General features: G+C 61.0%; 21 protein-coding genes and 1 pseudogene. 8 read left to right on the top strand and 14 right to left on the bottom strand.

The window, feature by feature from the left end; genetic code table 11:
• Positions 1-24: 24 nt before the first annotated feature.
• The 7 genes from gltA to B0G74_RS42500 all read right to left on the bottom strand — a co-directional run bounded on the left by gltA (position 25) and on the right by B0G74_RS42500 (position 5,956).
• The gene (gene gltA, locus B0G74_RS42530) at positions 25-1,326 is read right to left on the bottom strand and encodes a citrate synthase (RefSeq protein ID WP_132383616.1); all 1,302 of its coding nucleotides are present in this window, start codon (positions 1,324-1,326) and stop codon (positions 25-27) included.
• 100 nt (positions 1,327-1,426) lie between these two features.
• A complete protein-coding gene (locus B0G74_RS42525) occupies positions 1,427-1,699 on the bottom strand; it encodes a succinate dehydrogenase assembly factor 2 (RefSeq protein ID WP_132383615.1) in 273 nt (90 codons plus the stop codon).
• Position 1,700: 1 nt separating this feature from the next.
• The gene (locus B0G74_RS42520) at positions 1,701-2,405 is read right to left on the bottom strand and encodes a succinate dehydrogenase iron-sulfur subunit (RefSeq protein WP_132383613.1); all 705 of its coding nucleotides are present in this window, start codon (positions 2,403-2,405) and stop codon (positions 1,701-1,703) included.
• 24 nt (positions 2,406-2,429) lie between these two features.
• Complete coding sequence (gene sdhA, locus B0G74_RS42515) at positions 2,430-4,205, bottom strand: succinate dehydrogenase flavoprotein subunit (protein ID WP_132383612.1); 1,776 nt, start codon at positions 4,203-4,205, stop codon at positions 2,430-2,432.
• Positions 4,206-4,209: 4 nt separating this feature from the next.
• Complete coding sequence (gene sdhD, locus B0G74_RS42510; RefSeq protein WP_132383610.1) at positions 4,210-4,578, bottom strand: succinate dehydrogenase, hydrophobic membrane anchor protein; 369 nt, start codon at positions 4,576-4,578, stop codon at positions 4,210-4,212.
• 3 nt (positions 4,579-4,581) lie between these two features.
• A complete protein-coding gene (sdhC, locus tag B0G74_RS42505) occupies positions 4,582-4,998 on the bottom strand; it encodes a succinate dehydrogenase, cytochrome b556 subunit (protein WP_132383609.1) in 417 nt (138 codons plus the stop codon).
• A gap of 157 nt (positions 4,999-5,155) precedes the next feature.
• Positions 5,156-5,956: a GntR family transcriptional regulator gene (locus B0G74_RS42500; protein ID WP_132383607.1), complete on the bottom strand. Its 801-nt coding sequence runs from the start codon at positions 5,954-5,956 to the stop codon at positions 5,156-5,158.
• A 494-nt stretch (positions 5,957-6,450) separates the two neighbouring features.
• Between B0G74_RS42500 and B0G74_RS42495 the strand changes: the two genes are divergently transcribed.
• The 7 genes from B0G74_RS42495 (at position 6,451) to B0G74_RS46100 (ending at position 15,746) form a co-directional block, all read left to right on the top strand.
• The gene (locus B0G74_RS42495) at positions 6,451-7,434 is read left to right on the top strand and encodes a malate dehydrogenase (protein ID WP_132383605.1); all 984 of its coding nucleotides are present in this window, start codon (positions 6,451-6,453) and stop codon (positions 7,432-7,434) included.
• A 243-nt stretch (positions 7,435-7,677) separates the two neighbouring features.
• A complete protein-coding gene (locus tag B0G74_RS42490) occupies positions 7,678-8,694 on the top strand; it encodes an aldolase/citrate lyase family protein (RefSeq protein ID WP_132383603.1) in 1,017 nt (338 codons plus the stop codon).
• 160 nt (positions 8,695-8,854) lie between these two features.
• Complete coding sequence (gene prpC / locus B0G74_RS42485; protein WP_132383601.1) at positions 8,855-10,042, top strand: 2-methylcitrate synthase; 1,188 nt, start codon at positions 8,855-8,857, stop codon at positions 10,040-10,042.
• A 103-nt stretch (positions 10,043-10,145) separates the two neighbouring features.
• Positions 10,146-10,652, top strand: coding sequence for a hypothetical protein (locus B0G74_RS42480; protein ID WP_132383599.1), 507 nt, complete (start codon positions 10,146-10,148; stop codon positions 10,650-10,652).
• A 25-nt stretch (positions 10,653-10,677) separates the two neighbouring features.
• A complete protein-coding gene (locus tag B0G74_RS42475) occupies positions 10,678-12,129 on the top strand; it encodes a bifunctional 2-methylcitrate dehydratase/aconitate hydratase (protein ID WP_132383597.1) in 1,452 nt (483 codons plus the stop codon).
• A 40-nt stretch (positions 12,130-12,169) separates the two neighbouring features.
• Positions 12,170-14,887: an aconitate hydratase AcnA gene (gene acnA / locus B0G74_RS42470; protein WP_132383595.1), complete on the top strand. Its 2,718-nt coding sequence runs from the start codon at positions 12,170-12,172 to the stop codon at positions 14,885-14,887.
• A gap of 586 nt (positions 14,888-15,473) precedes the next feature.
• Entirely contained in the window at positions 15,474-15,746 is a 273-nt protein-coding gene (locus B0G74_RS46100) for a hypothetical protein (protein WP_165924047.1), read from the top strand.
• Between the two features lie 343 nt (positions 15,747-16,089).
• On the opposite strand, the gene B0G74_RS42460 is transcribed toward B0G74_RS46100, so the two are convergent.
• The 7 genes and pseudogenes from B0G74_RS42460 to B0G74_RS42430 all read right to left on the bottom strand — a co-directional run bounded on the left by B0G74_RS42460 (position 16,090) and on the right by B0G74_RS42430 (position 23,610).
• The gene (locus B0G74_RS42460; protein WP_243658580.1) at positions 16,090-16,842 is read right to left on the bottom strand and encodes an Hpt domain-containing protein; all 753 of its coding nucleotides are present in this window, start codon (positions 16,840-16,842) and stop codon (positions 16,090-16,092) included.
• 275 nt (positions 16,843-17,117) lie between these two features.
• A complete protein-coding gene (locus B0G74_RS42455; RefSeq protein WP_132383589.1) occupies positions 17,118-17,753 on the bottom strand; it encodes a response regulator transcription factor in 636 nt (211 codons plus the stop codon).
• 112 nt (positions 17,754-17,865) lie between these two features.
• Positions 17,866-18,957 carry an OmpA family protein gene (locus tag B0G74_RS42450; RefSeq protein ID WP_132383587.1) on the bottom strand — a complete coding sequence of 364 codons (1,092 nt, stop codon included), beginning with the start codon at positions 18,955-18,957 and terminating at the stop codon, positions 17,866-17,868.
• Between the two features lie 147 nt (positions 18,958-19,104).
• The gene (locus B0G74_RS42445) at positions 19,105-19,944 is read right to left on the bottom strand and encodes an ABC transporter permease (RefSeq protein ID WP_132383585.1); all 840 of its coding nucleotides are present in this window, start codon (positions 19,942-19,944) and stop codon (positions 19,105-19,107) included.
• Between the two features lie 15 nt (positions 19,945-19,959).
• Positions 19,960-21,229: pseudogene (locus tag B0G74_RS42440) on the bottom strand (ABC transporter permease).
• Between the two features lie 126 nt (positions 21,230-21,355).
• Positions 21,356-22,405: an ABC transporter substrate-binding protein gene (locus tag B0G74_RS42435; protein WP_132383583.1), complete on the bottom strand. Its 1,050-nt coding sequence runs from the start codon at positions 22,403-22,405 to the stop codon at positions 21,356-21,358.
• 107 nt (positions 22,406-22,512) lie between these two features.
• The gene (locus B0G74_RS42430; RefSeq protein ID WP_132383581.1) at positions 22,513-23,610 is read right to left on the bottom strand and encodes an ABC transporter ATP-binding protein; all 1,098 of its coding nucleotides are present in this window, start codon (positions 23,608-23,610) and stop codon (positions 22,513-22,515) included.
• Between the two features lie 129 nt (positions 23,611-23,739).
• Here B0G74_RS42430 and B0G74_RS42425 point away from each other — a divergent pair, with 129 nt between their 5' ends.
• Positions 23,740-25,287, top strand: coding sequence for a PLP-dependent aminotransferase family protein (locus B0G74_RS42425; RefSeq protein WP_132383579.1), 1,548 nt, complete (start codon positions 23,740-23,742; stop codon positions 25,285-25,287).
• The last annotated feature ends 115 nt before the right edge of the window (positions 25,288-25,402 follow it).

The following is a 25,402-nucleotide window of genomic DNA, read 5'->3' as shown; positions in this document are numbered from 1 at the left end:
CGAATTAAGCGGACTCAAACCTGATCAACGTTGCGCGATCGGCTTGGCTTCACGTTGCGTGTCGCCGATGAACAGCTGACGCGGACGGCCAATCTTCTGTTCCGGATCAGCGATCATTTCGTTCCACTGCGCAATCCAGCCGACGGTACGTGCCATCGCGAAGATACACGTGAACATCGAGGTCGGGATGCCCAGCGCGCGCTGAACGATGCCCGAGTAGAAGTCGACGTTCGGGTACAGCTTGCGCGACACGAAGTATTCGTCTTCCAGTGCGATCTTTTCCAGTGCCATGGCCAGCTTGAACAGCGGGTCGTCGTGCAGGCCCAGCTCTTCGAGCACTTCGTGGCAGGTTTCGCGCATCAGCTTCGCACGCGGGTCGTAGTTCTTGTAGACGCGGTGACCGAAGCCCATCAGCTTCACGCCCGAGTTCTTGTCCTTCACCTGCTTGATGAACTCAGGAATGTTGTCGACCGAGCCGATTTCTTCCAGCATGTTCAGTGCGGCTTCGTTCGCACCGCCGTGCGCCGGGCCCCACAGACACGCGATACCCGCTGCGATACACGCGAACGGATTCGCGCCCGACGAACCGGCGAGACGCACGGTCGAGGTCGATGCATTCTGCTCGTGGTCCGCATGCAGGATCAGGATACGGTCGAGCGCGCGCACCAGCACGTCGTTGACCTTGTACTCTTCGCACGGGTTCGAGAACATCATGTGCATGAAGTTCGCGCTGTACGACAGGTCGTTCTTCGGGTACGCAAACGGCTGGCCGATGCTGTACTTGTACGCCATCGCCACCAGCGTCGGCAGCTTCGCAATCATGCGAATGGCAGACACTTCACGGTGACGCGGATTGTTGATGTCGAGCGAGTCGTGATAGAACGCCGACAGCGCGCCGACTGCGGCGACCAGAATCGCCATCGGGTGCGCGTCGCGACGGAAACCACGGAAGAAGAAGTGCATTTGCTCATGCACCATCGTGTGGTTCGTGACCGTCTTGACGAATTCGGCATTTTGCTGTGCGTTCGGCAGTTCGCCCTTCAGCAGCAGATAGCAGGTTTCGAGGAAGTCGGCGTTTTGCGCGAGGTTGTCGATCGGGTAGCCGCGATACAGCAGCTCGCCCTTGTCACCGTCGATGTACGTGATCGCCGAATTGCAAGCCGCCGTCGACATGAAGCCCGGGTCGTACGTGAACTTGCCGGTCTGGCCGTACAGTTTGCGGATGTCGATCACGTCCGGGCCGAGAGTGCCCTTGTAAATCGGCATTTCAACGCTCGGCGAATTGTCGCTGAACGATAGCGTGGCTTTAACATCTGACGGGGTCATAGCACATCCTCAATCGAAGTATGGAAACAGGGTTTCGATAATTGCACGCCTGGGACAACGGACAAGCGCGGACAAGCAGCGCTCAAGCCGGTCATGCCGGTCAGGCATTACGCAGCAGCTCCAGCACCCGGATCACATCCGGGTCGGCAAGGTCGCCTTCCGGTTCCTTGCGCACGAGCAGCAAGTCCATCAGGTCGTTATCGCTCAGCTCGAGCAGCCGTGTAAGTGCGCCCACGTCAGCATCGCTGAGGTCATGCTCATATCGGCCGAAAAAACGTTCAAAGATCAGATCGTTTTCCAGCAGGCCCCGCCGCGCGCGCCAGCGAAGGCGCGCGCGGCGGAGAGGGTCGGACTGATGCGATGTTGATTCCATCTCAGACCGCGCGGCGAACCATCAATTCCTTGATCTTGCCAATTGCCTTGGTCGGGTTCAGGCCCTTCGGGCAAACGTCGACGCAATTCATGATGGTATGGCAACGGAACAGACGGTACGGATCTTCCAGGTTGTCGAGGCGTTCGCCCGTCGCTTCGTCGCGGCTATCCGCGATGAAGCGGTAGGCTTGCAACAGGCCTGCCGGGCCGACGAACTTGTCCGGATTCCACCAGAAGCTCGGGCACGAAGTCGAGCAGCTGGCGCACAGAATACATTCGTACAGGCCGTCGAGCTCGTCGCGTTCTTCCGGCGACTGCAGACGTTCCTTTTCCGGCGGCGGCGTATCGTTGATCAGGTACGGCTTGATCGAGTGATACTGGTTGAAGAACTGCGTGAAATCGCAGATCAGGTCGCGCACGACGGGCAGGCCCGGCAGCGGACGCAGCACGATCTTTTGCGGCAGGTCGTTCAGGTTCGTGAGGCACGCCAGACCGTTCTTGCCGTTGATGTTCATTGCGTCCGAACCGCACACGCCTTCACGGCACGAGCGACGGAACGACAGCGTTTCGTCGACAGCCTTCAGCTTGACGAGCGCGTCGAGCAGCATGCGTTCGTGCGAGTCGATCTCGATCTCGTACGTTTGCATGCGCGGCGCTGCGTCCTTGTCCGGGTCGTAGCGGTAAATTTCAAATGTACGCTTTGCCATTTCTGAATTCCTTTGACTTGTGCCTTAGAAGGTCCGCGCTTTCGGCGGAACCGATTCGACCGTCAGCGGTTGCATGTGAACCGGCTTGTAGTCGAGGCGATCGCCTTCGCTGAACCACAGCGTATGGCGCAGCCAGTTTTCGTCGTCGCGATGTTCGAAGTCGTTCTGCGCGTGCGCGCCGCGGCTTTCCTTACGCGCTTCGGCGGAAACCATCGTGGCGCGGGCCACTTCAATCAGGTTCTCCACTTCCAGCGCTTCGACGCGGGCCGTGTTGAACACCTTCGACTTGTCCTTCAGGTAGATGTTGTCGACGCGGTCAGCCACTTCCCGAATACGCTCGACACCCTTGGCCAGCAATTCCGATGTGCGGAACACGCCAGCGTGAGCCTGCATCGTGGAACGGATCTCAGCCGCGACGTCTTGCGAGTATTCGCCCGACGAGGACTTCTCCAGCTTGGCCAGACGTGCCAGCGAGAAATCGGCGGCGTCTGCCGGAAGCGGCTTGTGCTCCTTGATTTCCTTCACGTGCTTGACGATGTGGTTGCCGGCCGCGCGGCCGAACACCACCAGGTCGAGCAGCGAGTTCGTGCCGAGACGGTTCGCACCGTGCACCGACACGCACGAGCATTCGCCCACTGCGTAGAAACCGTTGACCGGCTCTTCGTGACCCTTCGACGTGCCCACCACCTGGCCGTGGATGTTCGTCGGGATACCGCCCATCTGATAGTGGATGGTCGGCACGACCGGGATCGGCTCCTTGATGCAATCGACGTTCGCGAACTTCAGCGCGATTTCGCGGATCGACGGCAGACGCTTCATGATCGTCTCGGCGCCGATGTGCGACAGGTCGAGCAGCACGTGATCCTTGTTCGGACCTACGCCGCGGCCTTCCTTGATTTCCTGGTCCATCGAACGCGACACGAAGTCACGCGGCGCCAGATCCTTCAGGGTAGGCGCGTAGCGTTCCATGAAACGCTCGCCGTTCGAGTTACGCAGAATGCCGCCTTCACCGCGCACGCCTTCGGTAATCAGCACGCCCGCGCCGGCCACGCCGGTCGGGTGGAATTGCCAGAATTCCATGTCTTGCAGCGCAATACCCGAACGCGCCGCCATGCCCAGGCCATCGCCGGTGTTGATGAACGCGTTGGTCGATGCCGCGAAGATCCGGCCGGCACCGCCCGTGGCGAACAGCGTGGTCTTGCCTTCGAGGATGTAGACGTCGCCCGTTTCCATTTCCAGCGCGGTCACGCCGAGCACGTCGCCGTCGGCGTCGCGGATCAGATCCAGCGCCATCCACTCGACGAAGAATTGCGTTTTCGCAGCGACGTTTTGCTGGTACAGCGTGTGCAGCAGTGCGTGGCCGGTACGGTCAGCCGCCGCGCAAGCGCGTTGCACCGGCTTTTCGCCATAGTTCGCCGTGTGGCCACCGAACGGGCGTTGGTAAATCGTGCCGTCAGCGTTGCGGTCGAACGGCATGCCCATGTGTTCGAGTTCGTAGACGGCGTTCGGTGCTTCGCGGCACATGAACTCGATCGCGTCCTGGTCGCCGAGCCAGTCGGAACCCTTGATCGTGTCGTAGAAGTGGTAGTGCCAGTTGTCTTCGCTCATGTTGCCGAGCGATGCGCCGATGCCGCCTTGAGCAGCGACCGTGTGCGAACGCGTCGGGAACACCTTGGACAGCACGCAGACCGACAGACCGGCGCGCGCGAGTTGCAGCGAAGCGCGCATCCCCGAGCCGCCCGCGCCGACGATAACCACGTCAAACTTGCGACGCGGCAGAGAATTCTTGATTGCAGCCATTCTTTTACACTCTCCAGAGAATCTGCGCAGCGTAGCCCGCACAGGCGAGCAGCCAGACGATCGTCAGCGCTTGAAGCAACAGGCGGATGCCAACGGGCTTCACATAGTCCATCCAGATGTCGCGGATACCCACCCACGCGTGATAGAACAGCGAGAGCAGCGTGACGAACGTGGCGAGCTTCATCCACTGCGTGGCGAAGATGGACGCCCAGCCGTCGTACGAGAAATCGCGCGCGCCGAAGAACCACGCGAGCAGGATCACCGTGTAGATCGCCATCACGGCGGCGGTGATGCGCTGGGCCAGCCAGTCGCGCAGACCGTAGTGAGCGCCGACAACGAGACGCTTCGAACCGATTCGGTTATTAGCTGACATTTTTTAGAATGCTCCGAACAGTTTTGCCGCGAATGCGATGGTGAGCAGCGACGACACGACGAGAACGACGATGGAAGTCGATTTGCCTTTTTCCTTCGTGACCGCGTTGTGGTTCGTGTCCATCACGAGGTGACGGATGCCGGCGCAGAAGTGAAACAGGAAAGCCCACGCCAGAACGAGCGTGATGAGCTTGACGATGATGTTGGAGAGGAAACCTTTGAAGACTTCGAAACTAAGTTCCGATGTCAGACTCTGATCGAAGAGGTACAGCAGGAACGGAAGAAAAACAAAAAGCAGACCACCGCTCAAGCGGTGCAAGATCGATACTCGCCCCGCTAGCGGGAGACGGTATGCCGTCAATATCTGCCCGATACCGATGTTCCGGAATTCCGGCCTCGGTTTTTTTACGGCTTCAGCCATGCTAGACCCCTACTATGTAGTCACACTAATCCGCAATTTTAGCGCCTTTTTATATCGCGCTGCAGCGAAAACCACGACAGGTCCGTTACAGCGCGCGCGATAAAGGCGCCTTCAAACAGGCGCGCGTGTGGGACGCAGCGCCTTCATTCAGCCCGATTCAGCTTAGATCGTTCTGATAGTAGTACCCGGTTGTGACATACCAACCACGGCGCACTTCGACCGGCCGGTCTCCATAGGTATAGGACACGCGCTCGACCGATAGCAGCGGAAAACCCGCCGGCACATGCAGCAGATCGGCGACGGAAGGCTCAGCCGCCACCGCGCGAATCTTCTCCGTTGCGCGGATCATGCGGGTGCCGAATTCCGTCTCGAACATCGCGTAGAGGGGACCTTTATACTCCGACAGCCGCTCGAGCGTCAGGCCACGGAACACGGCGCCGGGCAACCAGATTTCATCGAGCACGGTGACTTCGCCGTCGAACTGCAGCAAGCGCTTGATCAATACGACCGGATCGGCCGGTTTCAGATCGAGTTGCCGGGCGATGTCCGCCGAAGCGCGCAAGCGCCGGCATTCGAGCAGGCGGCTGACGTGCGGGTGTTCCGCGCCGTCATCGGCCAGTAATCTGAGGAACCGAAACTGGGCGCGGTCTTCGTTGTGCGTCGCAACAAACGTGCCCTTGCCCTGGCGGCGCACCAGCAGGTTGTCGGCGGCAAGTTCGTCGATCGCTTTGCGCACCGTCCCCTGACTGACCTTGTATCTGGCCGCCAATTCGACTTCACTAGGAATGATCTCGCCCGGCTTCCACTCGCCGCTTTCGAGGCTCTGCGTGATCAACCCCTTGATCTGCTGGTACAAGGGGCTGAAAGTGGGCGACGTGGCCGGAGGCGCAGTAGGTACACCCTCGCCCGCGACCCCTTGGCCGCTCGGATTCGTGGTGTTCGCCGGGTTCGAATTCATCCGCGCATTTCATCATAAAGGGCTAGGCCGCGTCTAGGGTTTTCCCCGCAATAGATATGTCTTATATAAGACATAAGATAATGTTGACTTTGTGTCTGACGACTCCTACACTCCTTGTCGAGCAAGGGTTTGCGGGTTTTTCGGCGGCTGTTTTGATGCAGCGCCGCGACGCACCGGCAGCCACTGTGCACCATGCTGTTCCCACGCAGTTCAGGTTTCGATTTCGCCGCCATTCGTTGGTCAGACGCTTGCCGAAACGCGCTGTTTGCAGGAGCCCGCACCGTGCAGCGGCTACCCGGCGCTTCATATTCCGCTCCTGTGCTGTAGTGCAGATTTCCGGCATGGCGGTCTTGCCCCAACGCGCCGCTCGGCCTCGGCAATTGGCGAGGCAGTCCGCGACAGTGAATTCCGCCGTGTTTCACAACGCTTCGCTGAACGCGCATATAGAATGGCGTTTTCCCTAGCGTCTAACGCATCGTCCTGGAGATTTCTCAATGGCTAAGCCCGCAAAGCGCGTTGCCGTCACCGGCGCCGCAGGTCAAATCGCTTACTCCCTGCTGTTCCGCATCGCCAATGGCGACCTGCTCGGCAAGGATCAGCCGGTGGTCCTGCAATTGCTCGACCTGCCGCAAGCGCAAGGCGCCGTCAAAGGCGTCGTGATGGAACTGGATGATTGCGCATTCCCGCTGCTGTCGGGCGTCGTGATCACCGACGATCCCGAAGTTGCATTCAAAGATGCAGACGTGGCTCTGCTGGTCGGCGCGCGTCCGCGTTCGAAAGGCATGGAGCGTAAGGACCTGCTGTCGGCGAACGCCGAAATCTTCACGGTTCAGGGCAAGGCGCTAAACAAGGTCGCGAGCCGCGACGTGAAGGTGCTGGTGGTCGGCAACCCGGCCAACACGAACGCTTACATCGCCATGAAGTCGGCGCCGGATCTGCCGAAGAAGAACTTCACCGCCATGCTGCGCCTGGACCACAACCGCGCGCTGTCGCAACTGGCCGCCAAGTCGGGCAAGCCGGTCGCGTCGATCGAAAAGCTGGCTGTGTGGGGCAACCACTCGCCGACCATGTACCCGGACTTCCGCGTCGCAACGGCAGAAGGTCAAGACCTGACCAAGCTGATCAACGACGAAGAGTGGAACCGCAACACGTTCATCCCGACCGTCGGCAAGCGCGGCGCGGCGATCATCGAAGCGCGTGGCCTGTCGTCGGCAGCGTCGGCGGCCAACGCTGCAATCGACCACGTGCGTGACTGGGTGCTCGGCACGAACGGCAAGTGGGTCACCATGGGTATCCCGTCGGACGGTTCGTACGGCATTCCGGAAGACATCATCTACGGTGTGCCGGTCACGTGCGAAAACGGCGAGTACAAGCGCGTCGAAGGTCTGGAAATCGACGCGTTCTCGCGCGAAAAGATGGACGGCACGCTGAACGAGTTGCTGGAAGAGCGCGAAGGCGTTCAACACCTGCTCGGCTAAGCGGCTGATGCAAACGAACCGGAACTCGTGAGACAACGCCAGGCCGCCTTCAGGCAGCCTGGCGCGATGCGAAATGTCCGGGGGCGCTCACAGGCGCCACCGCAGCAAGTTCCGGTTTTTTTACGTGCGAATGCGGCTATTCGCATCTGATCCGAGCGCGTTTTGCTCAGTTGCCGTGACGGTCCGGCAGAGCGCGCCCGAATCAGATTTCTCCAAACACTACCCACGCCCCTGACGCCGAAGATGCGCGCCCTCACACCCGCCGAAGTGCTGTTTGACGGCGAAGTGCCGCCCGCTGTGCTGCCTGCCTGCGATCACTACGCCGGCAGCGAAAAGCTGATGCTGAAATCGTTGGCATTGCAGCAGCAATTGGGCCCCGTGTTCGACATCACGCTCGATTGCGAAGACGGCGCGCAGGTCGGCCGCGAAGCGCAGCACGCCGAACTGGTCGCCTCGTTGCTTGGCAGCCAGCACGACCGCTTCGGCCGCGTCGGCGTGCGGATTCACGACTTCGATCACGCGCACTGGCGCGACGACGTCCGTCTCATTCTGCGTGCCGCGAAGCGAGCGCCTGCTTACATCACTCTTCCGAAGATCCGCAACGTCCCCGATGCCGCCGAAATGGTCGCGTTCGTCGAGGCGACGCGGCGCGAGCTCGGCATTGCGCAACCGGTGCCGGTGCAGTTGCTGGTCGAAACGCACGGCGCGCTGACGCGTGTGTTCGATCTGGCCGCGCTGCCCGGCGTGGAAGCGCTGAGCTTCGGCTTGATGGACTTCGTCTCCGCGCACGACGGCGCGATTCCCGATACCGCCATGCGCTCGCCCGGCCAGTTCGATCATCCGCTGGTGCGGCGCGCGAAGCTGGAAATCTCGGCGGCCTGCCATGCATACGGCAAAGTGCCGTCGCACAACGTCAGCACGGAAGTGCGCGACATGAGCGTGGTCGCCAACGACGCCGCGCGCGCCCGTAACGAATTCGGCTACACACGCATGTGGAGCATCCATCCGGCGCAGATCGAGGCGATCGTCGCCGCATTCGCGCCGCGCGACGAAGAGATCGCCACGGCCACCGACATCCTGCTGGCCGCGCAGTCCGCACAATGGGGCCCGACCCGCTATCACGACACGCTGCACGACCGCGCCAGCTATCGCTACTACTGGTCGGTACTGCGCCGCGCGCAAGCCACCGGTCGCGCCGTCCCGCAAGACGCCGCGCCGCTTTTCACGAAAGTGGGCACTGACGTGCAAGCAGGATCATGAGCATGAAAGTCGCTGCGGCAATCAGCGCGGCTGCGGTGAGCGGCAAATGCGCACGCCGCCAGGCAATCGAAGCACGGCATCATGTGGCGCTGCAGACGGCGAGCGTCGAACGCATGGGTCAATCAGAAGCATCGAGCAGGCACAAAGGAGATTGCGGGAGATGAGCGAGACGACGCAAACCGCCGGTGCACAAGGCGGCAACGAACCCCAAAGCGGCTTCAAACCGAAGAAATCCGTCGCCCTGTCCGGTGTGACGGCCGGCAACACGGCGCTCTGCACGGTCGGCAAGACCGGCAACGACCTGCACTACCGCGGCTACGACATTCTCGATATCGCCAGCGCCTGCGAATTCGAAGAGATCGCGTACCTGCTCGTGCACGAAAAGCTGCCGACCCAGGCCGAACTGACCGCCTACAAGACGAAGCTGAAAGCGCTGCGCGGCCTGCCCGCGAACGTCAAGGCCGCGCTCGAATGGATTCCGGCCGCCGCCCATCCGATGGACGTGATGCGCACCGGCGTGTCGGTGCTCGGCACCGTACTGCCGGAGAAGGACGACCACAACCTGCCGGGCGCGCGCGACATCGCCGACAAGCTGATGGCCTCGCTCGGCTCGATGCTGCTCTACTGGTATCACTACTCGCACAACGGCAAGCGTATCGAAGTGGAAACCGACGACGATTCGATCGGCGGCCACTTCCTGCATCTGCTGCACGGCGTGGAGCCGTCGAAGGCGTGGGTCGACGCGATGCACGTGTCGCTGAACCTGTACGCCGAGCACGAGTTCAACGCATCGACCTTTGCGGGCCGCGTGATCGCGGGCACGGGATCGGACATCTATTCGGCCATCACCGGTGCAATCGGCGCGCTGCGCGGGCCGAAGCACGGCGGCGCCAATGAAGTCGCGTTCGAGATCCAGTCGCGCTACCAGACGCCGGATGAAGCGGAAGCGGACATCCGCCGTCGCGTCGAGAACAAGGAAGTGGTGATCGGTTTCGGTCACCCGGTGTACACGATCTCCGACCCGCGCAACAAGGTCATCAAGGAAATCGCGAAGAAGCTCTCGAGGGAAGCGGGCAACAGCAAGCTGTTCAATATCGCCGAGCGGCTGGAGTCGGTGATGTGGGACGCAAAGAAGATGTTCCCGAATCTGGACTGGTTCAGCGCGGTCTCGTATCACATGATGGGTGTGCCCACGGCCATGTTCACGCCGCTCTTCGTGATCTCGCGCACGGCAGGCTGGAGCGCGCACATCATCGAGCAGCGCGTCGACAACAAGATCATCCGTCCGAGCGCGAATTACACCGGACCTGAGAATTTGAAGTACCTGCCGCTAAATAGGAGAAAATAGCGGTCGCTGTGCGCTTTCAAAGCGCGTGCAGTTCAACCACGCGGTCGCCAGGACCGGTAGGCCGCGGAATGTTTAACTGAAACTAGATAGAAAGGTTTTCTCCATGAAAAAGCTGATGATCGCCGCCGTGATTGGCGCCCTGTCCACGACGATGCTGTCCGTCGCGACTGACGCCGCCGCGCAAACGGCGACCACCACGAAGCCGGCTGCCAGCGCTGCGCCGAAAAAACCGCAGCCGAAGCGCCTGATCAAGCGCAAACCGAACCCGGCCAAGGAAGCGAAGGTCGATCCGGTACCGGAAGGCGCGGAAAAGTGGTCGTGCAACGAAGGCCAGGCTTTCGAACTGAAGGGCGACATGAAGCGTGACCAGATCGTCACGGTTCACTGGGCTAACAAAAATTACAATCTGCCGCGCGAAGCGACCACCACGGGGGCAGACCGCTTCCACGATGCCGCAACGGGTATGGACCTGGTCGTGATCCCGACGAAGGCGATGTTGTTCTCGGACAAGGACAGCTCGCGCCTGGCCGACGAGTGCAAGACGGCAGCGATGCAGCAAGGCGCACCGGCTCCGACGCAATCGAACGCGATCGACAAGACCAGCAACTAATCATCGTCATCAGGAAAGCTCTCCGATGTCCGCTCCGATTTCCAACGTGCGACCCGACCCGGACCCAGTCCTGGCCGATATCGTCGATTACGTTCTGGATTATCAGATCGATAGCAGCCTCGCGCTGGAAACCGCGCGTCACTGCCTGATCGATACGCTCGGCTGCGGACTCGAGGCGCTCACCTACCCGGCCTGCACCAAGCTGATGGGACCGATCGTGCCGGGCACGATCGTCCCCAACGGCGCGAAGGTGCCGGGCACGTCGTTCCAGTTGGACCCGGTTCAGGCCGCCTTCAACATTGGCGCCATGATCCGCTGGCTCGACTTCAACGACACCTGGCTTGCCGCCGAATGGGGGCATCCGTCGGATAACCTCGGCGGAATTCTGGCGACGGCCGACTGGCTCTCGCGCAGCGCCATCGCAGCGGGCAAACAGCCGCTGGCGATGAAAGACGTGTTGATCGCCATGATCAAGGCGCACGAAATTCAAGGCTGTATCGCGCTCGAAAACTCCTTCAACAAGGTCGGGCTCGATCATGTATTGCTGGTGAAACTGGCGTCGACCGCGGTGGTCGGCCAGTTGATCGGCCTCACTCGCGACGAACTGATCAACGCGGTGTCGCAGGCGTTTGTCGATGGGCATGCGCTGCGCACGTACCGCCACGCGCCGAATACCGGCTCGCGCAAGTCATGGGCCGCGGGCGATGCGACCTCGCGCGCCGTGCGTCTCGCGCTGATCGCGAAGACCGGCGAGATGGGCTATCCGTCGGTGCTGACGGCGAAGACGTGGGGCTTTTACGACGTGCTCTTCAAGGGCAACGCGTTCCAGTTCCAGCGTCCGTATGGTTCGTACGTGATGGAAAACGTCCTCTTCAAGATTTCTTTTCCGGCAGAATTCCATGCGCAAACCGCAGTGGAAGCCGCGATGAAATTGCACGCGCAACTTGCGGCTGAAGGCAAACGCGTCGAAGACATCAGCAAGATCACGATCCGCACGCACGAAGCCGCGATTCGCATCATCGATAAAAAAGGACCGCTGAACAATCCGGCCGACCGCGATCACTGCATTCAGTACATGATCGCCGTTCCGCTGATCCACGGCCGGCTGACGGCCGCGGACTATGAAGATTCGATCGCGCAGGACGCGCGGCTCGATGTGCTGCGCGCGAAGATGGAATGCGTCGAAGACGCGCAGTTCACGAAGGATTACCACGATCCGGAGAAGCGTTCGATCGCCAATGCACTGACGATCGAATTCAACGACGGATCGACATTCGACGAAGTCGTAGTCGAATACCCGATCGGTCATAAGCGTCGTCGCGAAGACGGGATTCCGTTGCTGGTCGAGAAGTTCAAGACCAACCTCGCGCGCCGCTTTCCGGTCAAGCAACAACTGGCGATTCTCGACGTGTCGCTGGATCAGGCAAGGCTCGAAGCCATGCCGGTCAATGAATACGTCGATCTGTACGTCATCTAGTTAAGTACTGTAGTTCCGCGATCAAACCAAGGAAAACACCATGGCCCACAACCTCCACAAAACGCTCAAGGAATTCGACAGCGGTTCCGGCAAAGGCAAGTTCTACTCCCTGCCGCAACTCGGCAAGGCACTGAACATCAAGATCGACCGCCTGCCGGTTTCGATCCGAATCGTGCTGGAATCGGTGCTGCGTAACTACGACGGCAAGAAAATCGCCGAAGAACACATCGAGCAACTCGCAAACTGGAAGCCGACCGCCGCGCGCGTCGACGAGATCCCGTTCGTGGTGTCGCGCGTCGTGCTGCAAGATTTTACCGGCGTGCCGCTGCTCGCCGACATCGCGGCAATGCGCGGCGTCGCGAAACAAATGGGCAAGGATCCGAAGTCGATCGAACCGCTGGTCCCGGTCGATCTGGTCGTCGATCACTCGGTGCAGATCGATCACTTCCGCGAAAAGAACGCGCTCGACCTGAACATGAAACTGGAATTCCAGCGCAACAACGAGCGCTACCAGTTCATGAAGTGGGGCATGCAGGCATTCGACACGTTCAAGGTCGTGCCGCCGGGCGTCGGTATCGTTCACCAGGTGAACCTGGAATACCTCGCACGCGGCGTGCACAAGAAGGCCGAAGGCGCGGACACGGTGTACTACCCGGATTCGCTGGTCGGCACCGATAGCCACACCACCATGATCAACGGCATCGGCGTGGTGGGCTGGGGCGTGGGCGGTATCGAGGCGGAAGCCGGCATGCTCGGCCAGCCTGTGTACTTCCTGACGCCGGACGTGGTCGGCGTGAACCTGAAGGGCAAGCTGCGCGAAGGCGTGACGGCAACCGACCTGGTGCTGACTGTCACCGAACTGCTGCGCAAGGAAAAGGTTGTCGGCAAGTTCGTCGAGTTCTTCGGCGAAGGCACGCGCTCGCTGTCGCTGCCGGATCGCGCGACGATCGGCAACATGGCGCCGGAATACGGCGCGACCATGGGCTTCTTCCCGGTCGACGAGAAAACCATCGACTACTTCAAGGGCACGGGCCGCACGGACGCGGAAATCTCGGCCTTCGAGAAGTACTTCAAGGCGCAGAACCTGTTCGGCGTGCCGAAGGAAGGCGACATCGACTACACCAAAGTCGTGACGCTGGATCTGGGCACGGTCGCACCGTCGCTGGCAGGCCCGAAGCGCCCGCAAGACCGTATCGAAATCGGCAATGTGAAGTCGACGTTCAGCGACCTGTTCTCCAAGCCGGTTGCGGAAAACGGCTTTGCGAAGAAGGCCGAAGACCTCGACGCGCAATACACGACGAGCAATGGCGTCGACGTGAAGAACGGCGACATCCTGATTGCCGCGATCACCTCGTGCACGAACACGTCGAACCCGAGCGTGCTGCTGGCCGCCGGCCTGCTGGCGAAGAAGGCTGTCGAAGCCGGCCTGACGGTCGCTCCGCACATCAAGACGTCGCTGGCTCCGGGATCGCGTATCGTCACCGAATACCTGACGAAGACCGACCTGCTGAAGTACCTCGACAAGCTCGGCTTCACGCTGGCCGCTTACGGTTGCACGACCTGTATCGGTAACGCGGGCGATCTGACGCCGGAACTGAACGAAGCGATCACGAAGAACGACATCGTCGCGGCAGCGGTTCTGTCGGGCAACCGTAACTTCGAAGCGCGTATTCACCCGAACATCCGCGCCAACTTCCTGGCCTCGCCGCCGCTGGTCGTCGCCTACGCGATCGCCGGCAACATCACGCGCGACCTGATGACCGAACCGGTCGGCAAGGGCAAGGGCGGCAAGGACATCTACCTGGGCGACATTTGGCCGACCAGCGATGAAGTCAACGACCTGCTCAAGTTCGCGCTGGACGCGGAAGCGTTCCGCAAAAACTACGCGTCGCTGACCAAGAAGGGCGACCTGTGGAGCAAGATCGAAGGCGAAGAAGGTCAAGTCTACGACTGGCCGAAGTCGACCTACATCGCCGAGCCGCCGTTCTTCGGCAAGGACTTCTCGATGACGCCGGCCGACAGCATCGCAGCGGTGAAGGACGCGCGCGCACTGGGCATCTTCGGTGACTCGGTCACGACCGACCACATCAGCCCGGCTGGCTCGATCAAGGAAGACTCGCCGGCAGGCAAGTGGCTGAAGGAAAACGGCGTGCAGAAGGCCGACTTCAACAGCTACGGCTCACGCCGCGGTAACCATGACGTGATGATGCGCGGCACGTTCGCGAACGTCCGGATCAAGAACCTGATGATCCCGACGAAGGCAGACGGCTCGCGCGTGGAAGGCGGCCTGACGATTCATCAGCCGAGCGGCGAAAATATGTCGATCTACGACGCAGCGATGAAGTACATCGACGCCGGCACGCCGACCGTCGTGTTCGCGGGCGAAGAGTACGGCACGGGCTCGTCGCGTGACTGGGCTGCGAAGGGCACGCAACTGCTGGGTGTGAAGGTTGTGGTCGCGCGCAGCTTCGAGCGGATTCACCGTTCGAACCTGGTCGGCATGGGCGTTCTGCCGCTGCAGTTCAAGGGCTCGGATAGCGTGCAATCGCTCGGCATTACCGGCGAAGAAACGTACGACATCGAAGGCCTCGGCGCGGACTTCAAGCCGCAACAGGAAGTGACGCTGGTGATTCGCGGCAAGGACGGCAAGGAAAAACGCGTGCAGGTGCTGCTGCGTATCGACACGCCGATCGAAGTCGACTACTACAAGCACGGCGGGATTCTGCCGTTCGTGCTGCGTTCGCTGCTGGCTGCTTAAGGTATTCGCTTACCTGTGCAGTAGCTGCGAGCTGTTTTGCAGGGGCTGCGTCCTGTGGAGGACGCAGCTGACTTTAAAGCCCGACCGGTGGTCGGGCTTTTTTTTTGGCTGCTTACTTTTTGGGCGCTATTTGCCGGCGCCGCTTGTGCCGAAGGCTTCAGGGTCGTCGGTGATCCGACGCTGCGTTAGGTAGGCGCTCCAGTCGGTATCTTTCGGCACCGGGATGCGAGCCCGCGTCGTGATGTTCGCGCGCCGTTGCTGGGCCGCCCAATCGAGCAATGCGGCGCGCTCGGCTGTGTCGGTTGCGGACGGAGGGCGCGCGGTCCAATTGGGTTGTTGCGACGTGGACGGTTGTCCGGGTCCGGATGGCTTGGCCGTGTGGCTTGGTGCCGGGCGTTCGTCCGCTTGCAGTTTGCTGAGGTGTGTGATTGGGACCCGATGGCGAGGCTTTGCGGCTTGGCTTGCCGTGTCCTGATGCATAGACACTCGTGCGGTTGGATGCGGCACAAGGCTTTCGACATGCTGCGGCTTCGGCGTCTCGCGAGAAACCTCGCTCGCCTTCGCTGTGTTTGGCGTAGGAACAGCGATGGGACTCGTCGCCTTCGGCGAACTAGCGGCCAAGGGTATGCTTCGCGCGATCGCGCGGGTGAATTCGACCGGCGGCTGTGCCGGTTTGGCACGCTCGCGTGGATCAGGCGCCATCTTACTTCCGTCTGCCGATGCAACCGGCTGCGTTATCGACTTAGCCGCAGCCGTAGTCGTGGCTGTCGTCCTGTCGGCATCGTGCGTCGTACAGGTGGCCAGCAGCCAGGCCAGTGCAATGCTGCAGCCCGCGAAGATCGCCGCTCCCAGCATATGATCCGAACGGGTCGACCTCGGGCGCACTTGACCCATGTTCAGGTAGTACCTGGCTTCGGCCAACTGCTCCGCAAACCGATGAGAATGATCGCGTTGCGCCGGCAGTTTGTAGAAAAAAAGAAACTTCACACCGGGTGGTAATGGTCCACGACGTGCTGGCGGCGACGGGTGTTGTACCGCATCCTGGATTGCCTGTCGGGCAGCGGTGAGTGACGCGGGTTGCGGTTCGCGTTGTGCCATGGCCTGGGCCTGCCGACGCCGTGAGCCGAAAGGCGGCGGCAAGACATCGAACGGCCGCGGAATTGGAAGCGCCAAGTCGCCTTCGATCAAGGCAAGCGGTCGATTCATTGTGAGGTGCTCCGGTATGCGCGCGACGTTGCTTCGAGTTGCGTGACCAGGGTTCTGGCGCGCGCCGTTAGCGCGTCGATTGAGCCGGTGCTGTGTTCCAGGGGCGACGTACTCGCACGCCGCAACGCCTCCATCAAACTGCGCGCACCGACGAGGCCCACTGCTCCGCTCAACCGATGCAGCACGCTATGGAAATGATCGAAGTCGCCTTCACGATGCAAGGCGTTGAGGCGCTCGAGGTCGTCATTCATTGCTTCACGCCAGTTGTTGAGAAACGCGTGAAGATCGACTCCCTCTTCGGCCAATGCATCCAGATAACGGCTTTCAAAGGGCTCAAACGAGGCGCTTGCGGAAACGTCCCGTGGCTGCGTGGTGTTCCGAAGAAAAGGCGCTTGTGCATTGCCGCTAGCCGTTCCCGCGGATGGCTCCTGTTGTTCGACGGCGAACAGCGCGTTGAAGGTCGCGCGAGGGCCCTTCTCTGAAATGGTCGCGATGGAAAGCTCGCCGCGCATGCACTGCGCCAGTAGTGTGCAGAGTGGCAAACACGCGTCGGCGTCGGCGAGTCGCTTGGCTACCTGTGAGTCACCAGCGACTGGAGCCGAAGGCTGCGACGGCGCGACGGCAGCATGCTTATCCGCACCGCCGACCACGCTGATAAAGATACGTTGCGAGCCCGAATTCAACGACTGCGCCCACACGACGAGCGAAATCTCTCCCTGCGCGCTGAGTTGGACCGTTCGGTTGAGCAAATGGAAAAGGACTTGGCCTAACCGGACACCGTCGGCGCGAATCGTTTCGGCGACAGTGTGGTCGACGTTCGCACGCAGGTGCAAATCGCGACGAGATGCAAACGAGATGAGCAATGCGAAAACACCATCGATGAGCTCGCGCAGGTTCGTCGCGCTCTCTTCGAGGACAAACGCGCGAGATTCTACAGACGCGGCATCCAGCAGATCTTTAAGCGTTTGGCTCCATGTGGACGCAGAGGAACGAGACAGACTCGCAGTATTCATAGCCCACAAACCTACTCGACCAAACGGTGCAAAGTCGCGAACTCGATGAGACCTGCTAACGACGAAAGGCCGAGTTTCTCCTGGATACGGCTCTTGTATGTGCTGACGGTTTTGTCGCTGATAAACAAGGCATCCCCAATCGCCTTATTCGACATGCCTTTCGAAAGCATCTGCAGAATCACGAGCTCCTTATCCGATAGCAGCCCGATCCTGGCTTCTTCACCTTCCTCCCCACCAGCGAACGCCATACCGCCGCCATTAGCCGTCACCGGGAACACGGTATAGCCTGCCAGCACCGCCTCTACCCCACGCATGATCTCCTTCATTTCCTGCGACTTGCCGACGAAACCATGCACGCCCGAGCGCATCGCGCGCGGCGCGAACGTCGCCGGATCGTGACTCGACAGCACCATCACGCGAATCGGAGGATGAACGAGCTTGAGTCGGGGAATCACATCGAGTCCGCTGATGCGCGGAATGTCGAGATCCAATATGGCGAGCTCTGGCGTGTGTATGCGGGCCATCTCGACAGCGCTCTGGCCGTTATCGGCCTCGATCACCTCTTCAACGCCAAGCAATTGCACGAGCTGCATTTTGATGACCATGCGAAACGCAGGATGGTCGTCGATAACCAGAATAGTTGACACTTTTCTTAATCCTCCTGAATACACGCTTTGCGACATTGATCGTTGGCAGCGTCAAGGTCGAAGACGCATCGATCTGTGCGGCACGCTTGCTAGCTTTCCACCCAAGGGCACACTACGGGGCCACCGCGACGAGTTCAATCTCGACGCGTCGATTCGGCGCGAGGCATCGCATCAACACATCTCGCTTCGTTTGCCGGCAGTCCACCAACGGATTCTCACTGCCCCTGCCCTGTGCGGTCATCGGCAAGCTCACGCCGCGCGCTCGCAAGTACCGCTCGACCGTGAGCGCGCGCTGCATGGACAAACCGATGTTGTAAAACTTGTCGCCGAGGCGGTCAGCGTAGCCGGTGATCTTCAACTCACGCATGGCAGGAATCTTCTTCAAACGCATTGCCACGTCGTTCAACTGTCGTTTGCCAGCGGGCAATATCGCGGCGGCGTCACCGCCGTTGAAACGGAAAAGAGAATCGGTTTTTAACGTGATCGTCCGCGGCGAATTCGCAGCTGAGGCGGAGGCAGGACCACGTGCGGGCGCCGGAGCAGACGTCGGCGTTTGTACAGCCTGCTTGCATTGCAGCGCAGTTTCCGCCGACTGACGCAAGTTGTCCTGCACTTCAGGCAGGCGTTTCTCGGCGTTGGAGAAACTGCGTCGCCATGCGTCATGCCCGCTTTGCATCAGCTCGACTTCGGCACAAGCAAGCGGCGGCAGCGCCTGCGGACATTGCGCAACAGCGGGATCCGACTTGATGGTATTGACGATCTTCCAAAGATCGGGGCGCACCGTGGACACGGTGCGCAGCGCGGGATTGACAGCCGATAACGGCGCACCGTTCTCGAGGCTCATCGTGATCATGGCTGCCTGGCCAATCGCTTCTTCGACAAAGCCCCAGTGATCGTCGGCTTGCCGCGCCTGTTGAGCGGCATTGATCCAGCATTGTGCCTTGGCTTGAAAATAGCCGTTCTTATCGCCCGGCAAACGGTCGAGCCGCGTCTGCAGTAGTGCCAACGCCGTGCCGCTGCTTACGACCGGCGCATAGGTGCTGATCCATTGTGAGTTGACCGCGCCCGCGGCTTCGTCCTGAGTGACGCCGAATCCGCTATGCAATAAGGTGGCGTCTTGAACGCCAAGCCGGTCACGCGCGCCGTGGTCCGCGCAGGCCGTTAAGGCTAGCGCGCACACAAGCACCATTAGCTGGTGTTTCATTGATTCCCCGCGTCGAGCGCATCTTCTTATCGAGGGCTACGAGTATGAAGATATGCTGATGCATAGGGAATGGGAGCAATCTTAGATTAGCGTCAGGAAAATGTTAATTGTGATGCGTTTCAAATAAAATCTGTCATCAGCAGATACTCAGACCTTGACTGCCCGCGCTGCATTTCGCCCACGCAGCCACTCGAGCGCTAGTAACAGGCTGGTGGAAAAAATAATCAGAATGGTCGCCAGCGCGGCGATGGTCGGGCTGATATTTTCGCGGATACCGGTGAACATCTGTCGGGGCAACGTAGTCTGATCCGCGCCCGCCAGGAACAGCGTCACGACGACCTCGTCGAATGAAGTCGCAAATGCGAACAGCGCACCCGAAATCACGCCCGGTGCGATTACCGGCAACGTGATACGGAAAAACGTCTTCACCGGATTTGCGCCCAGCGATAAACTCGCCCGCACCAGGTTGTAGTTGAAGCCCTGCAAGGTCGCCGCCACCGTCGTCACGACAAACGGAACGCCGAGCGACGCATGCGCGAGAATCAGACCGATGTAGGTATTGGCCAACCCAAGCGGTGCAAAGAACAGGTACATGCCGACGCCGACCACCACCACCGGCACGATCATCGGCGAGATCAGGATCGCCATGAGCAGCCCTTTGCCGCGGAAGTTCGCCTTGGTCAGTCCGATTGCAGCCAACGTCCCAAGCACGGTCGCAACCACCGTCGCCGAGGGCGCGACGATAAAGCTGTTCTTGGCCGCCATGCGCCATTCATCGGACGCGATCAGATTCTGATACCAGCGCAACGACCAGCCCGGAATCGGATACACCAGAAACGTGCTCGACGAAAACGACAGCGGCACGATCGCCAGCACCGGCAAGATGAGATACAGAAGCGTGAGCACCGCCAGCGCACGCAACGCGAAATACCACACGCGTTCGACGAAAGACGTATGCGGCGCGAACAAAGGCTTGGCAAGTTTCATCGCAATAGACTCCGTTCAGCCGAGGCTCAGTGACGAACGCGTGAAGCGCCCGTAAATGACGTACAGCACCAGCGTCGCGGCGAGCAGCAAGCCGCCGAGCGCGCACGCCATCCCCCAGTTGATGGTCACGTTGGTGAAGTACGCGACGTAGTAGCTGACCATCTGATCGTTCGGTCCGCCGAGCAACGCCGGCGTGATGTAGTAGCCGATTGCCAGAATGAACACCAGCAACGCGCCTGCGCCGATGCCCGGATAGGTCTGCGGTACATACACACGCCAGAACGCGGCGAACGGATGGCTACCGAGAGAAATCGCGGCGCGCTGATAGGTCGGCGGGATCGACTTCATCACGCTATAGAGCGGCAGGATCATGAACGGCAGCAGAATGTGCGTCATCGAAATGTAGACGCCGGTGCGGTTGAACAGAAGCGCCAGCGGATCGTGCAACAGCCCGCTGCCGACCAGCGCCTTGTTCACCAGCCCTTCGCTTTGCAGAATCACGATCCATGCCGCAACGCGCACGAGGATCGAGGTCCAGAACGGAATCAGCACGAGAATCATCACCAGATTCGCGCGACGTTCGGACAGCGTCGAAATCCAGTAGGCGAGCGGATAGCCGAGTAGCAGCGCGAAGAACGTCACTGCGGCGCCGATCACAAAGGTGCGGCTGAACACGGCGAGATAAATCTGTTGATCAGGGTCGGTCGGAATGATGTGGCCGAACGCGTCCTGTTTGTGGTCCAGCGAAGCCAGCAGATAAAACGGCGAATACGCGCCGGAATTTTTCGCGATGGCTTGCCAGTACGCGACGTCGTTCCAGCGTTCGTCAAGCTCGGCGAATTTCGCGTGCATCTGGGCGGGCGTCAGTTGCAAGGGCTTGCTGTTGTCGTCGACGAACGGCATGGCGCGCGCGGATTTGGCGACCAGCGAACGGTAGCCCGGAATCTCCACGTTCAGGCGTCGAGCGAGTGCGCCCATGCCGTCGCTGTCGGCGATCGCGGCGAGGTCGACAGCCAGCGCGGCATACGCGGTATCCGGCGGCGGTGTCTTGCGATCCCACGCGCTCAACGACGCCAGCGTATGCGGCAGCGCGTTTGACGACTTCGGGATTTTGCGCGGCGCGCGTGAGCAGCGCGCCGATCGGCACGACAAAAATCAGCAGCAGAAAAATCGCGAGCGGCGCGATCAGCAGCAGGGCCATGGCCCGCTTTCTGGCTTCCGCGGCCTTCAGCTCGCGCTTGAGTCGGCCACTTGATTCAGGCGTCGAATCGGCAGCGATCGTCATCGTAGTCACACCTGTCTCCTGCTTTACCTTGGAAGCGCGCGCACTTGGGTACTGCATGCGCGCGCGTCATTTCACAACTCGAAGGCGCGGCGGCATCGAACCCGCCACGCCCTCACACAACACTAACTACTTCGAAGCCCACGACGAAAACCGCTGCTCCAACTCATCGCCATGATCGGTCCAGAACGCCAGGTTCTGCAGCACCGCATTCTTCCCATTAGCCGGCGAGTTCGGCAGATTCGCAAGCGTCTTCGGATCGAGCGCCTTGATAGCCGCCACATTCACCGGACCGTACGCGATGTTGTGCGCATAGTCCTGTTGCGGCTTCGACGAAATCGAATAGGCGATGTACTTCTCGGCCAGCGCCTTGTTCGGCGTGCCCTTCGGAATCGCCCAGTAGTCGAGGTCGTAGATGCTGCCGTTCCACACCACCTTCAGGTTCTTGCCTTCCTTCTGCGCGGCGTCGATCCGGCCGTTATACGCAGTGGACATCACCACGTCGCCCGCGACGAGGAATTGCGGCGGCTGCGCTCCCGCTTCCCACCACTGGATGTTCGGCTTCAGTTCGTCGAGCTTCTTGAACGCGCGGTCCTGGCCTTCCTTGGTGGCGAGCACCTTGTAGACGTCCTTCGGCGGCACGCCGTCGGCCATCAACGCGAATTCGAGGTTGTAGCGCGCGCCCTTGCGCATTGCGCGCTTACCCGGGAATTTCTTGACGTCCCAGAAATCGGCCCAGCCGGCCGGCGCCGTCTTCAGCTTGTCGGCGTTGTACGCGAGCGCCGTCGACCACACGAAGAAGCCCACACCGCAAGTTTGCGGTGCTTCGGGAATCAGATCCGCCTTCTTGCCGATCTTCGACCAGTCGAGTTTCTCGTACAGCCCTTCATCACAGCCACGGCCGATATCGCCCGATTCGACTTCCACCACGTCCCAGTTCACATGCTTGGCTTCGACCATCGCCTTCACTTTGGCCTGCTCGCCGTTGTATTCGACGGCGGTGACTTTGTTGCTGGTCTCCTTTTCGAACGGCTGGTTGAATGCAACCTTTTGCGCGTCGCCATTCGCGCCGCCGAAATTGACGACCGTCAATTCGGCCGCATTGACTTGCGCGGCGCCCAGCGCGAGCGCCACAGCACCGACAGCGATGGCGCAGCGCGATTTCCCGATCTTGCTCATGGTGTGTTGCTCTCCTTTGGTGGTGTGCTTCATACGTTCAGTGCGACTTTGTTATGTGCTGCTTGATCTGCCCTGCCTGCGTCGAACATCTTGCACGTTCGACGCGTTCACGCCCCTGCGAAAATCCGCAGATGCTCGGGTGCGAATTCGAGTGCGACCGGTGCGCCGGGCGCGAAGGTGTCGAGCACGCCGGTGCCGAGCGGCACCTTCACGAAGCACTCGTCCTGTTGCGGCAGACCACAACGCATGCGCACGTGGTCGCCGAAATAGATCAGCCCGCGCGCTTCACCGGCGAGCGCGTTGGCGCCCGGCCGCGACAAGCCGTTGGCCAGCTTCATGCGCTCGGGCCGGATGCACGCGACCGCCGGCGTCCCCGCTTGCGCGCCGCCGATATTGCGGCCCGTGAGGCGCGTGCCGTCAATCAGATGAAATTCGCAATACTCGCCGTCGACATTCGCGATCGTGCCGCGCAGCTTGTTGCTGTCGCCGATGAAGTTCGCCACGAACTCATTGCACGGCGATTCATACAGCCGGTCCACGGTATCGAGTTGCTGCACGATGCCTTTATCGAACACGGCGACGCGATCGGACATGGTCAGCGCCTCGCCCTGATCGTGCGTGACGTACACGAACGTGACGCCGAGTTTCTCGTGCAATGATTTAAGTTCGTACTGCATGTGTTCGCGCAACTGTTTGTCCAGCGCGCCGAGCGGCTCGTCCATCAGCACGAGCTTCGGCTCGAACACCAGCGCGCGGGCAAGTGCGATACGCTGCTGCTGGCCCCCGGAAAGCTGCGCCGGATAGCGCTTTGCGAAGCTCTCCATGCGCACCATCTTGAGCGCGTTATTCGTGCGATGCGCGCGCTCTTCCGCCGAAATCTTGCGCACGGTAAGCGGATACGCGACGTTCTGCTCGACCGTCAGATGCGGAAACAGCGCGTAGTTCTGAAACACCATGCCGATGTTGCGCTTATGCGGCGGCACGGTATTGAGCAGCGTGCCATCCAGCCAGATTTCGCCGCCGGTGGGAAATTCAAAACCCGCCAGCATCATCAGACAGGTGGTCTTGCCCGAACCGGACGGCCCGAGCAGCGTCAGAAACTCGCCCTGATAGATATCCAGGTCGAGCTGTTTGACGACCAGCGTTTCGCCGTCGTAGGTCTTTCGCACACCTCGAAAGCTGACGATCACGTCTTCGGTTTTCATCGTCCAAGTCTCCTCTGCGGTCCGGCTGGCTCCCGTGCAAAGCAGCGGGATTGCAGCAATTGCGTGGCTCACTATAGACCGTTACGGTTCTACAATATGGAACCATTTCATTATTCCGGATAGAACCACTTGGACACCGTGATTTTGTCGGATTGGCTTGCCGCGCGGCTCGACCGCGCGGCCGCCGAACCGGTCTACCGGCAGACGTTGCGGCTCATGCAGCAGGCTATCCTGACCGGCCAGCTGCCGCCGGGCACCAAGCTGCCCAGCTCGCGCACGCTCGCCGAAGACCTCGGCATTGCGCGCAACACGGTGCTGCACGTCTACGACCAGCTGACCGCCGAAGGCTATGTGATCTCGACCACCGGCAGCGGTACCTATGTCGCCGACACGCGGCCGGACACGGCCGCCGTGAATATGCGCAGGAAGCCGACCGTGGCGAGCGTCGACAAAGAAGGCAGTACAGCCAGGGAAAGCCCCAAGCCGCCGAAACGCGACCTCAGCGATCTGTCGACCCGCGGACGCCGTCTGATCGACAAAGCCGGCGTTTCCGCCAAACAGTGGGGCGCGTTCATGCCGGGCGTGCCCGACGTCGCGGAATTTCCGGCGCGCACGTGGAGCCGTCTGCAGGCGCGTTTGTGGAAGGAAGCCAATCCCGATCTGCTCACCTACGCGCCCGGCGGCGGCTACCGGCCATTGCGGCGGGCGTTGTCGGACTACCTGCGCGTGGCGCGCTCGGTGAATTGCACGCCGGACCAGATCATCATCACCACGGGCATTCATCAGTCGATCGATCTTGCGGTGCGTCTGTTGACCGATGTCGGCGACCGCGCGTGGGTGGAAGAACCGTGCTATTGGGGCGCACGCAGCGTGCTGCAGTCATCGGGGATTACCCTTGTGCCGGTGCCGGTGGATGACGAAGGCCTGAATCCGCGCGAACAGGATCTGCAACAGCCGCCGCGGCTCGCGCTCGTCACGCCGTCGCATCAGTATCCGCTCGGCATGGTGATGAGCCTCGCGCGCCGTCGCACGCTGCTCGAATACGCGCGCCAGCACAACGTGTGGATCATCGAGGACGACTACGACAGCGAGTTCCGCTACGGCAGCCGTCCGCTCGCGTCGCTGCAAGGACTGGACGACGCCGGCCAGGTGATCTATGTCGGCAGCCTGGGGAAGATGCTGTTTCCGGGCTTGCGGATCGGCTACATGATCGCGCCGGAGCATCTGGTGGATACGTTCCGCACGGGCGTGGCGGAGTTGTATCGCGAAGGTCAGTTGATGCAGCAGGCGGTGATGACCGACTTCATCATGGACGGGCACCTCACCTCGCACGTTCGGCGCATGCGCGCGCTGTACGGCGAACGGCGGCAGATCCTGATCGACGCCATCACCGCGCGTTTCGGCAACGAACTGCCGGTGATGGGCGACGAGGCCGGTCTGCATCTGGTGCTCGGCCTGCCGGATCACGCGAACGATCGCGCGGTGACGGCCGCCGCTTACGACGCCGGCGTGATCGTGCGCCCACTCGCAAGCTATTACAGCAGCGATACGCCCGCGCGGCGTGGACTGCTGCTCGGATATGCGTGCGTGCCGAACGACAAGATCGGCCCCGCGTTCGACACGCTCGCGCGCGTGATCGAGCAAACCGCGTTGAAGGCGCCGACGCGCGCCGCTTGAGCACATGCCGCCGCGAGCATGCGCGGCCGGCGGCGGTGCGCTCAACGTTCAACGTTCTATGTTCAACACAGCGAGCTCAAGAAAAACACCGGATTCTGCCTGACGCACGAAGCGC

Origin of the sequence: Paraburkholderia sp. BL9I2N2 (assembly GCF_004339745.1) — a bacterium.
Classification (GTDB): domain Bacteria; phylum Pseudomonadota; class Gammaproteobacteria; order Burkholderiales; family Burkholderiaceae; genus Paraburkholderia.
Note: the sequence above shows the minus strand (reverse complement) of the source record. Positions and strands in the feature narration are given on the sequence as shown.

What these genes read in the sequence shown, in the direction of transcription:
- gltA (WP_132383616.1), bottom strand. Translation starts at nt 1,326, where the DNA reads ATGACCCCGTCAGATGTTAAAGCCACGCTATCGTTCAGCGACAATTCG.
- B0G74_RS42525 (WP_132383615.1), bottom strand. Translation starts at nt 1,699, where the DNA reads ATGGAATCAACATCGCATCAGTCCGACCCTCTCCGCCGCGCGCGCCTT.
- B0G74_RS42520 (WP_132383613.1), bottom strand. Translation starts at nt 2,405, where the DNA reads ATGGCAAAGCGTACATTTGAAATTTACCGCTACGACCCGGACAAGGAC.
- sdhA (WP_132383612.1), bottom strand. Translation starts at nt 4,205, where the DNA reads ATGGCTGCAATCAAGAATTCTCTGCCGCGTCGCAAGTTTGACGTGGTT.
- sdhD (WP_132383610.1), bottom strand. Translation starts at nt 4,578, where the DNA reads ATGTCAGCTAATAACCGAATCGGTTCGAAGCGTCTCGTTGTCGGCGCT.
- sdhC (WP_132383609.1), bottom strand. Translation starts at nt 4,998, where the DNA reads ATGGCTGAAGCCGTAAAAAAACCGAGGCCGGAATTCCGGAACATCGGT.
- B0G74_RS42500 (WP_132383607.1), bottom strand. Translation starts at nt 5,956, where the DNA reads ATGAATTCGAACCCGGCGAACACCACGAATCCGAGCGGCCAAGGGGTC.
- B0G74_RS42495 (WP_132383605.1), top strand. Translation starts at nt 6,451, where the DNA reads ATGGCTAAGCCCGCAAAGCGCGTTGCCGTCACCGGCGCCGCAGGTCAA.
- B0G74_RS42490 (WP_132383603.1), top strand. Translation starts at nt 7,678, where the DNA reads ATGCGCGCCCTCACACCCGCCGAAGTGCTGTTTGACGGCGAAGTGCCG.
- prpC (WP_132383601.1), top strand. Translation starts at nt 8,855, where the DNA reads ATGAGCGAGACGACGCAAACCGCCGGTGCACAAGGCGGCAACGAACCC.
- B0G74_RS42480 (WP_132383599.1), top strand. Translation starts at nt 10,146, where the DNA reads ATGAAAAAGCTGATGATCGCCGCCGTGATTGGCGCCCTGTCCACGACG.
- B0G74_RS42475 (WP_132383597.1), top strand. Translation starts at nt 10,678, where the DNA reads ATGTCCGCTCCGATTTCCAACGTGCGACCCGACCCGGACCCAGTCCTG.
- acnA (WP_132383595.1), top strand. Translation starts at nt 12,170, where the DNA reads ATGGCCCACAACCTCCACAAAACGCTCAAGGAATTCGACAGCGGTTCC.
- B0G74_RS46100 (WP_165924047.1), top strand. Translation starts at nt 15,474, where the DNA reads ATGGGACTCGTCGCCTTCGGCGAACTAGCGGCCAAGGGTATGCTTCGC.
- B0G74_RS42450 (WP_132383587.1), bottom strand. Translation starts at nt 18,957, where the DNA reads ATGAAACACCAGCTAATGGTGCTTGTGTGCGCGCTAGCCTTAACGGCC.
- B0G74_RS42445 (WP_132383585.1), bottom strand. Translation starts at nt 19,944, where the DNA reads ATGAAACTTGCCAAGCCTTTGTTCGCGCCGCATACGTCTTTCGTCGAA.
- B0G74_RS42435 (WP_132383583.1), bottom strand. Translation starts at nt 22,405, where the DNA reads ATGAGCAAGATCGGGAAATCGCGCTGCGCCATCGCTGTCGGTGCTGTG.
- B0G74_RS42430 (WP_132383581.1), bottom strand. Translation starts at nt 23,610, where the DNA reads ATGAAAACCGAAGACGTGATCGTCAGCTTTCGAGGTGTGCGAAAGACC.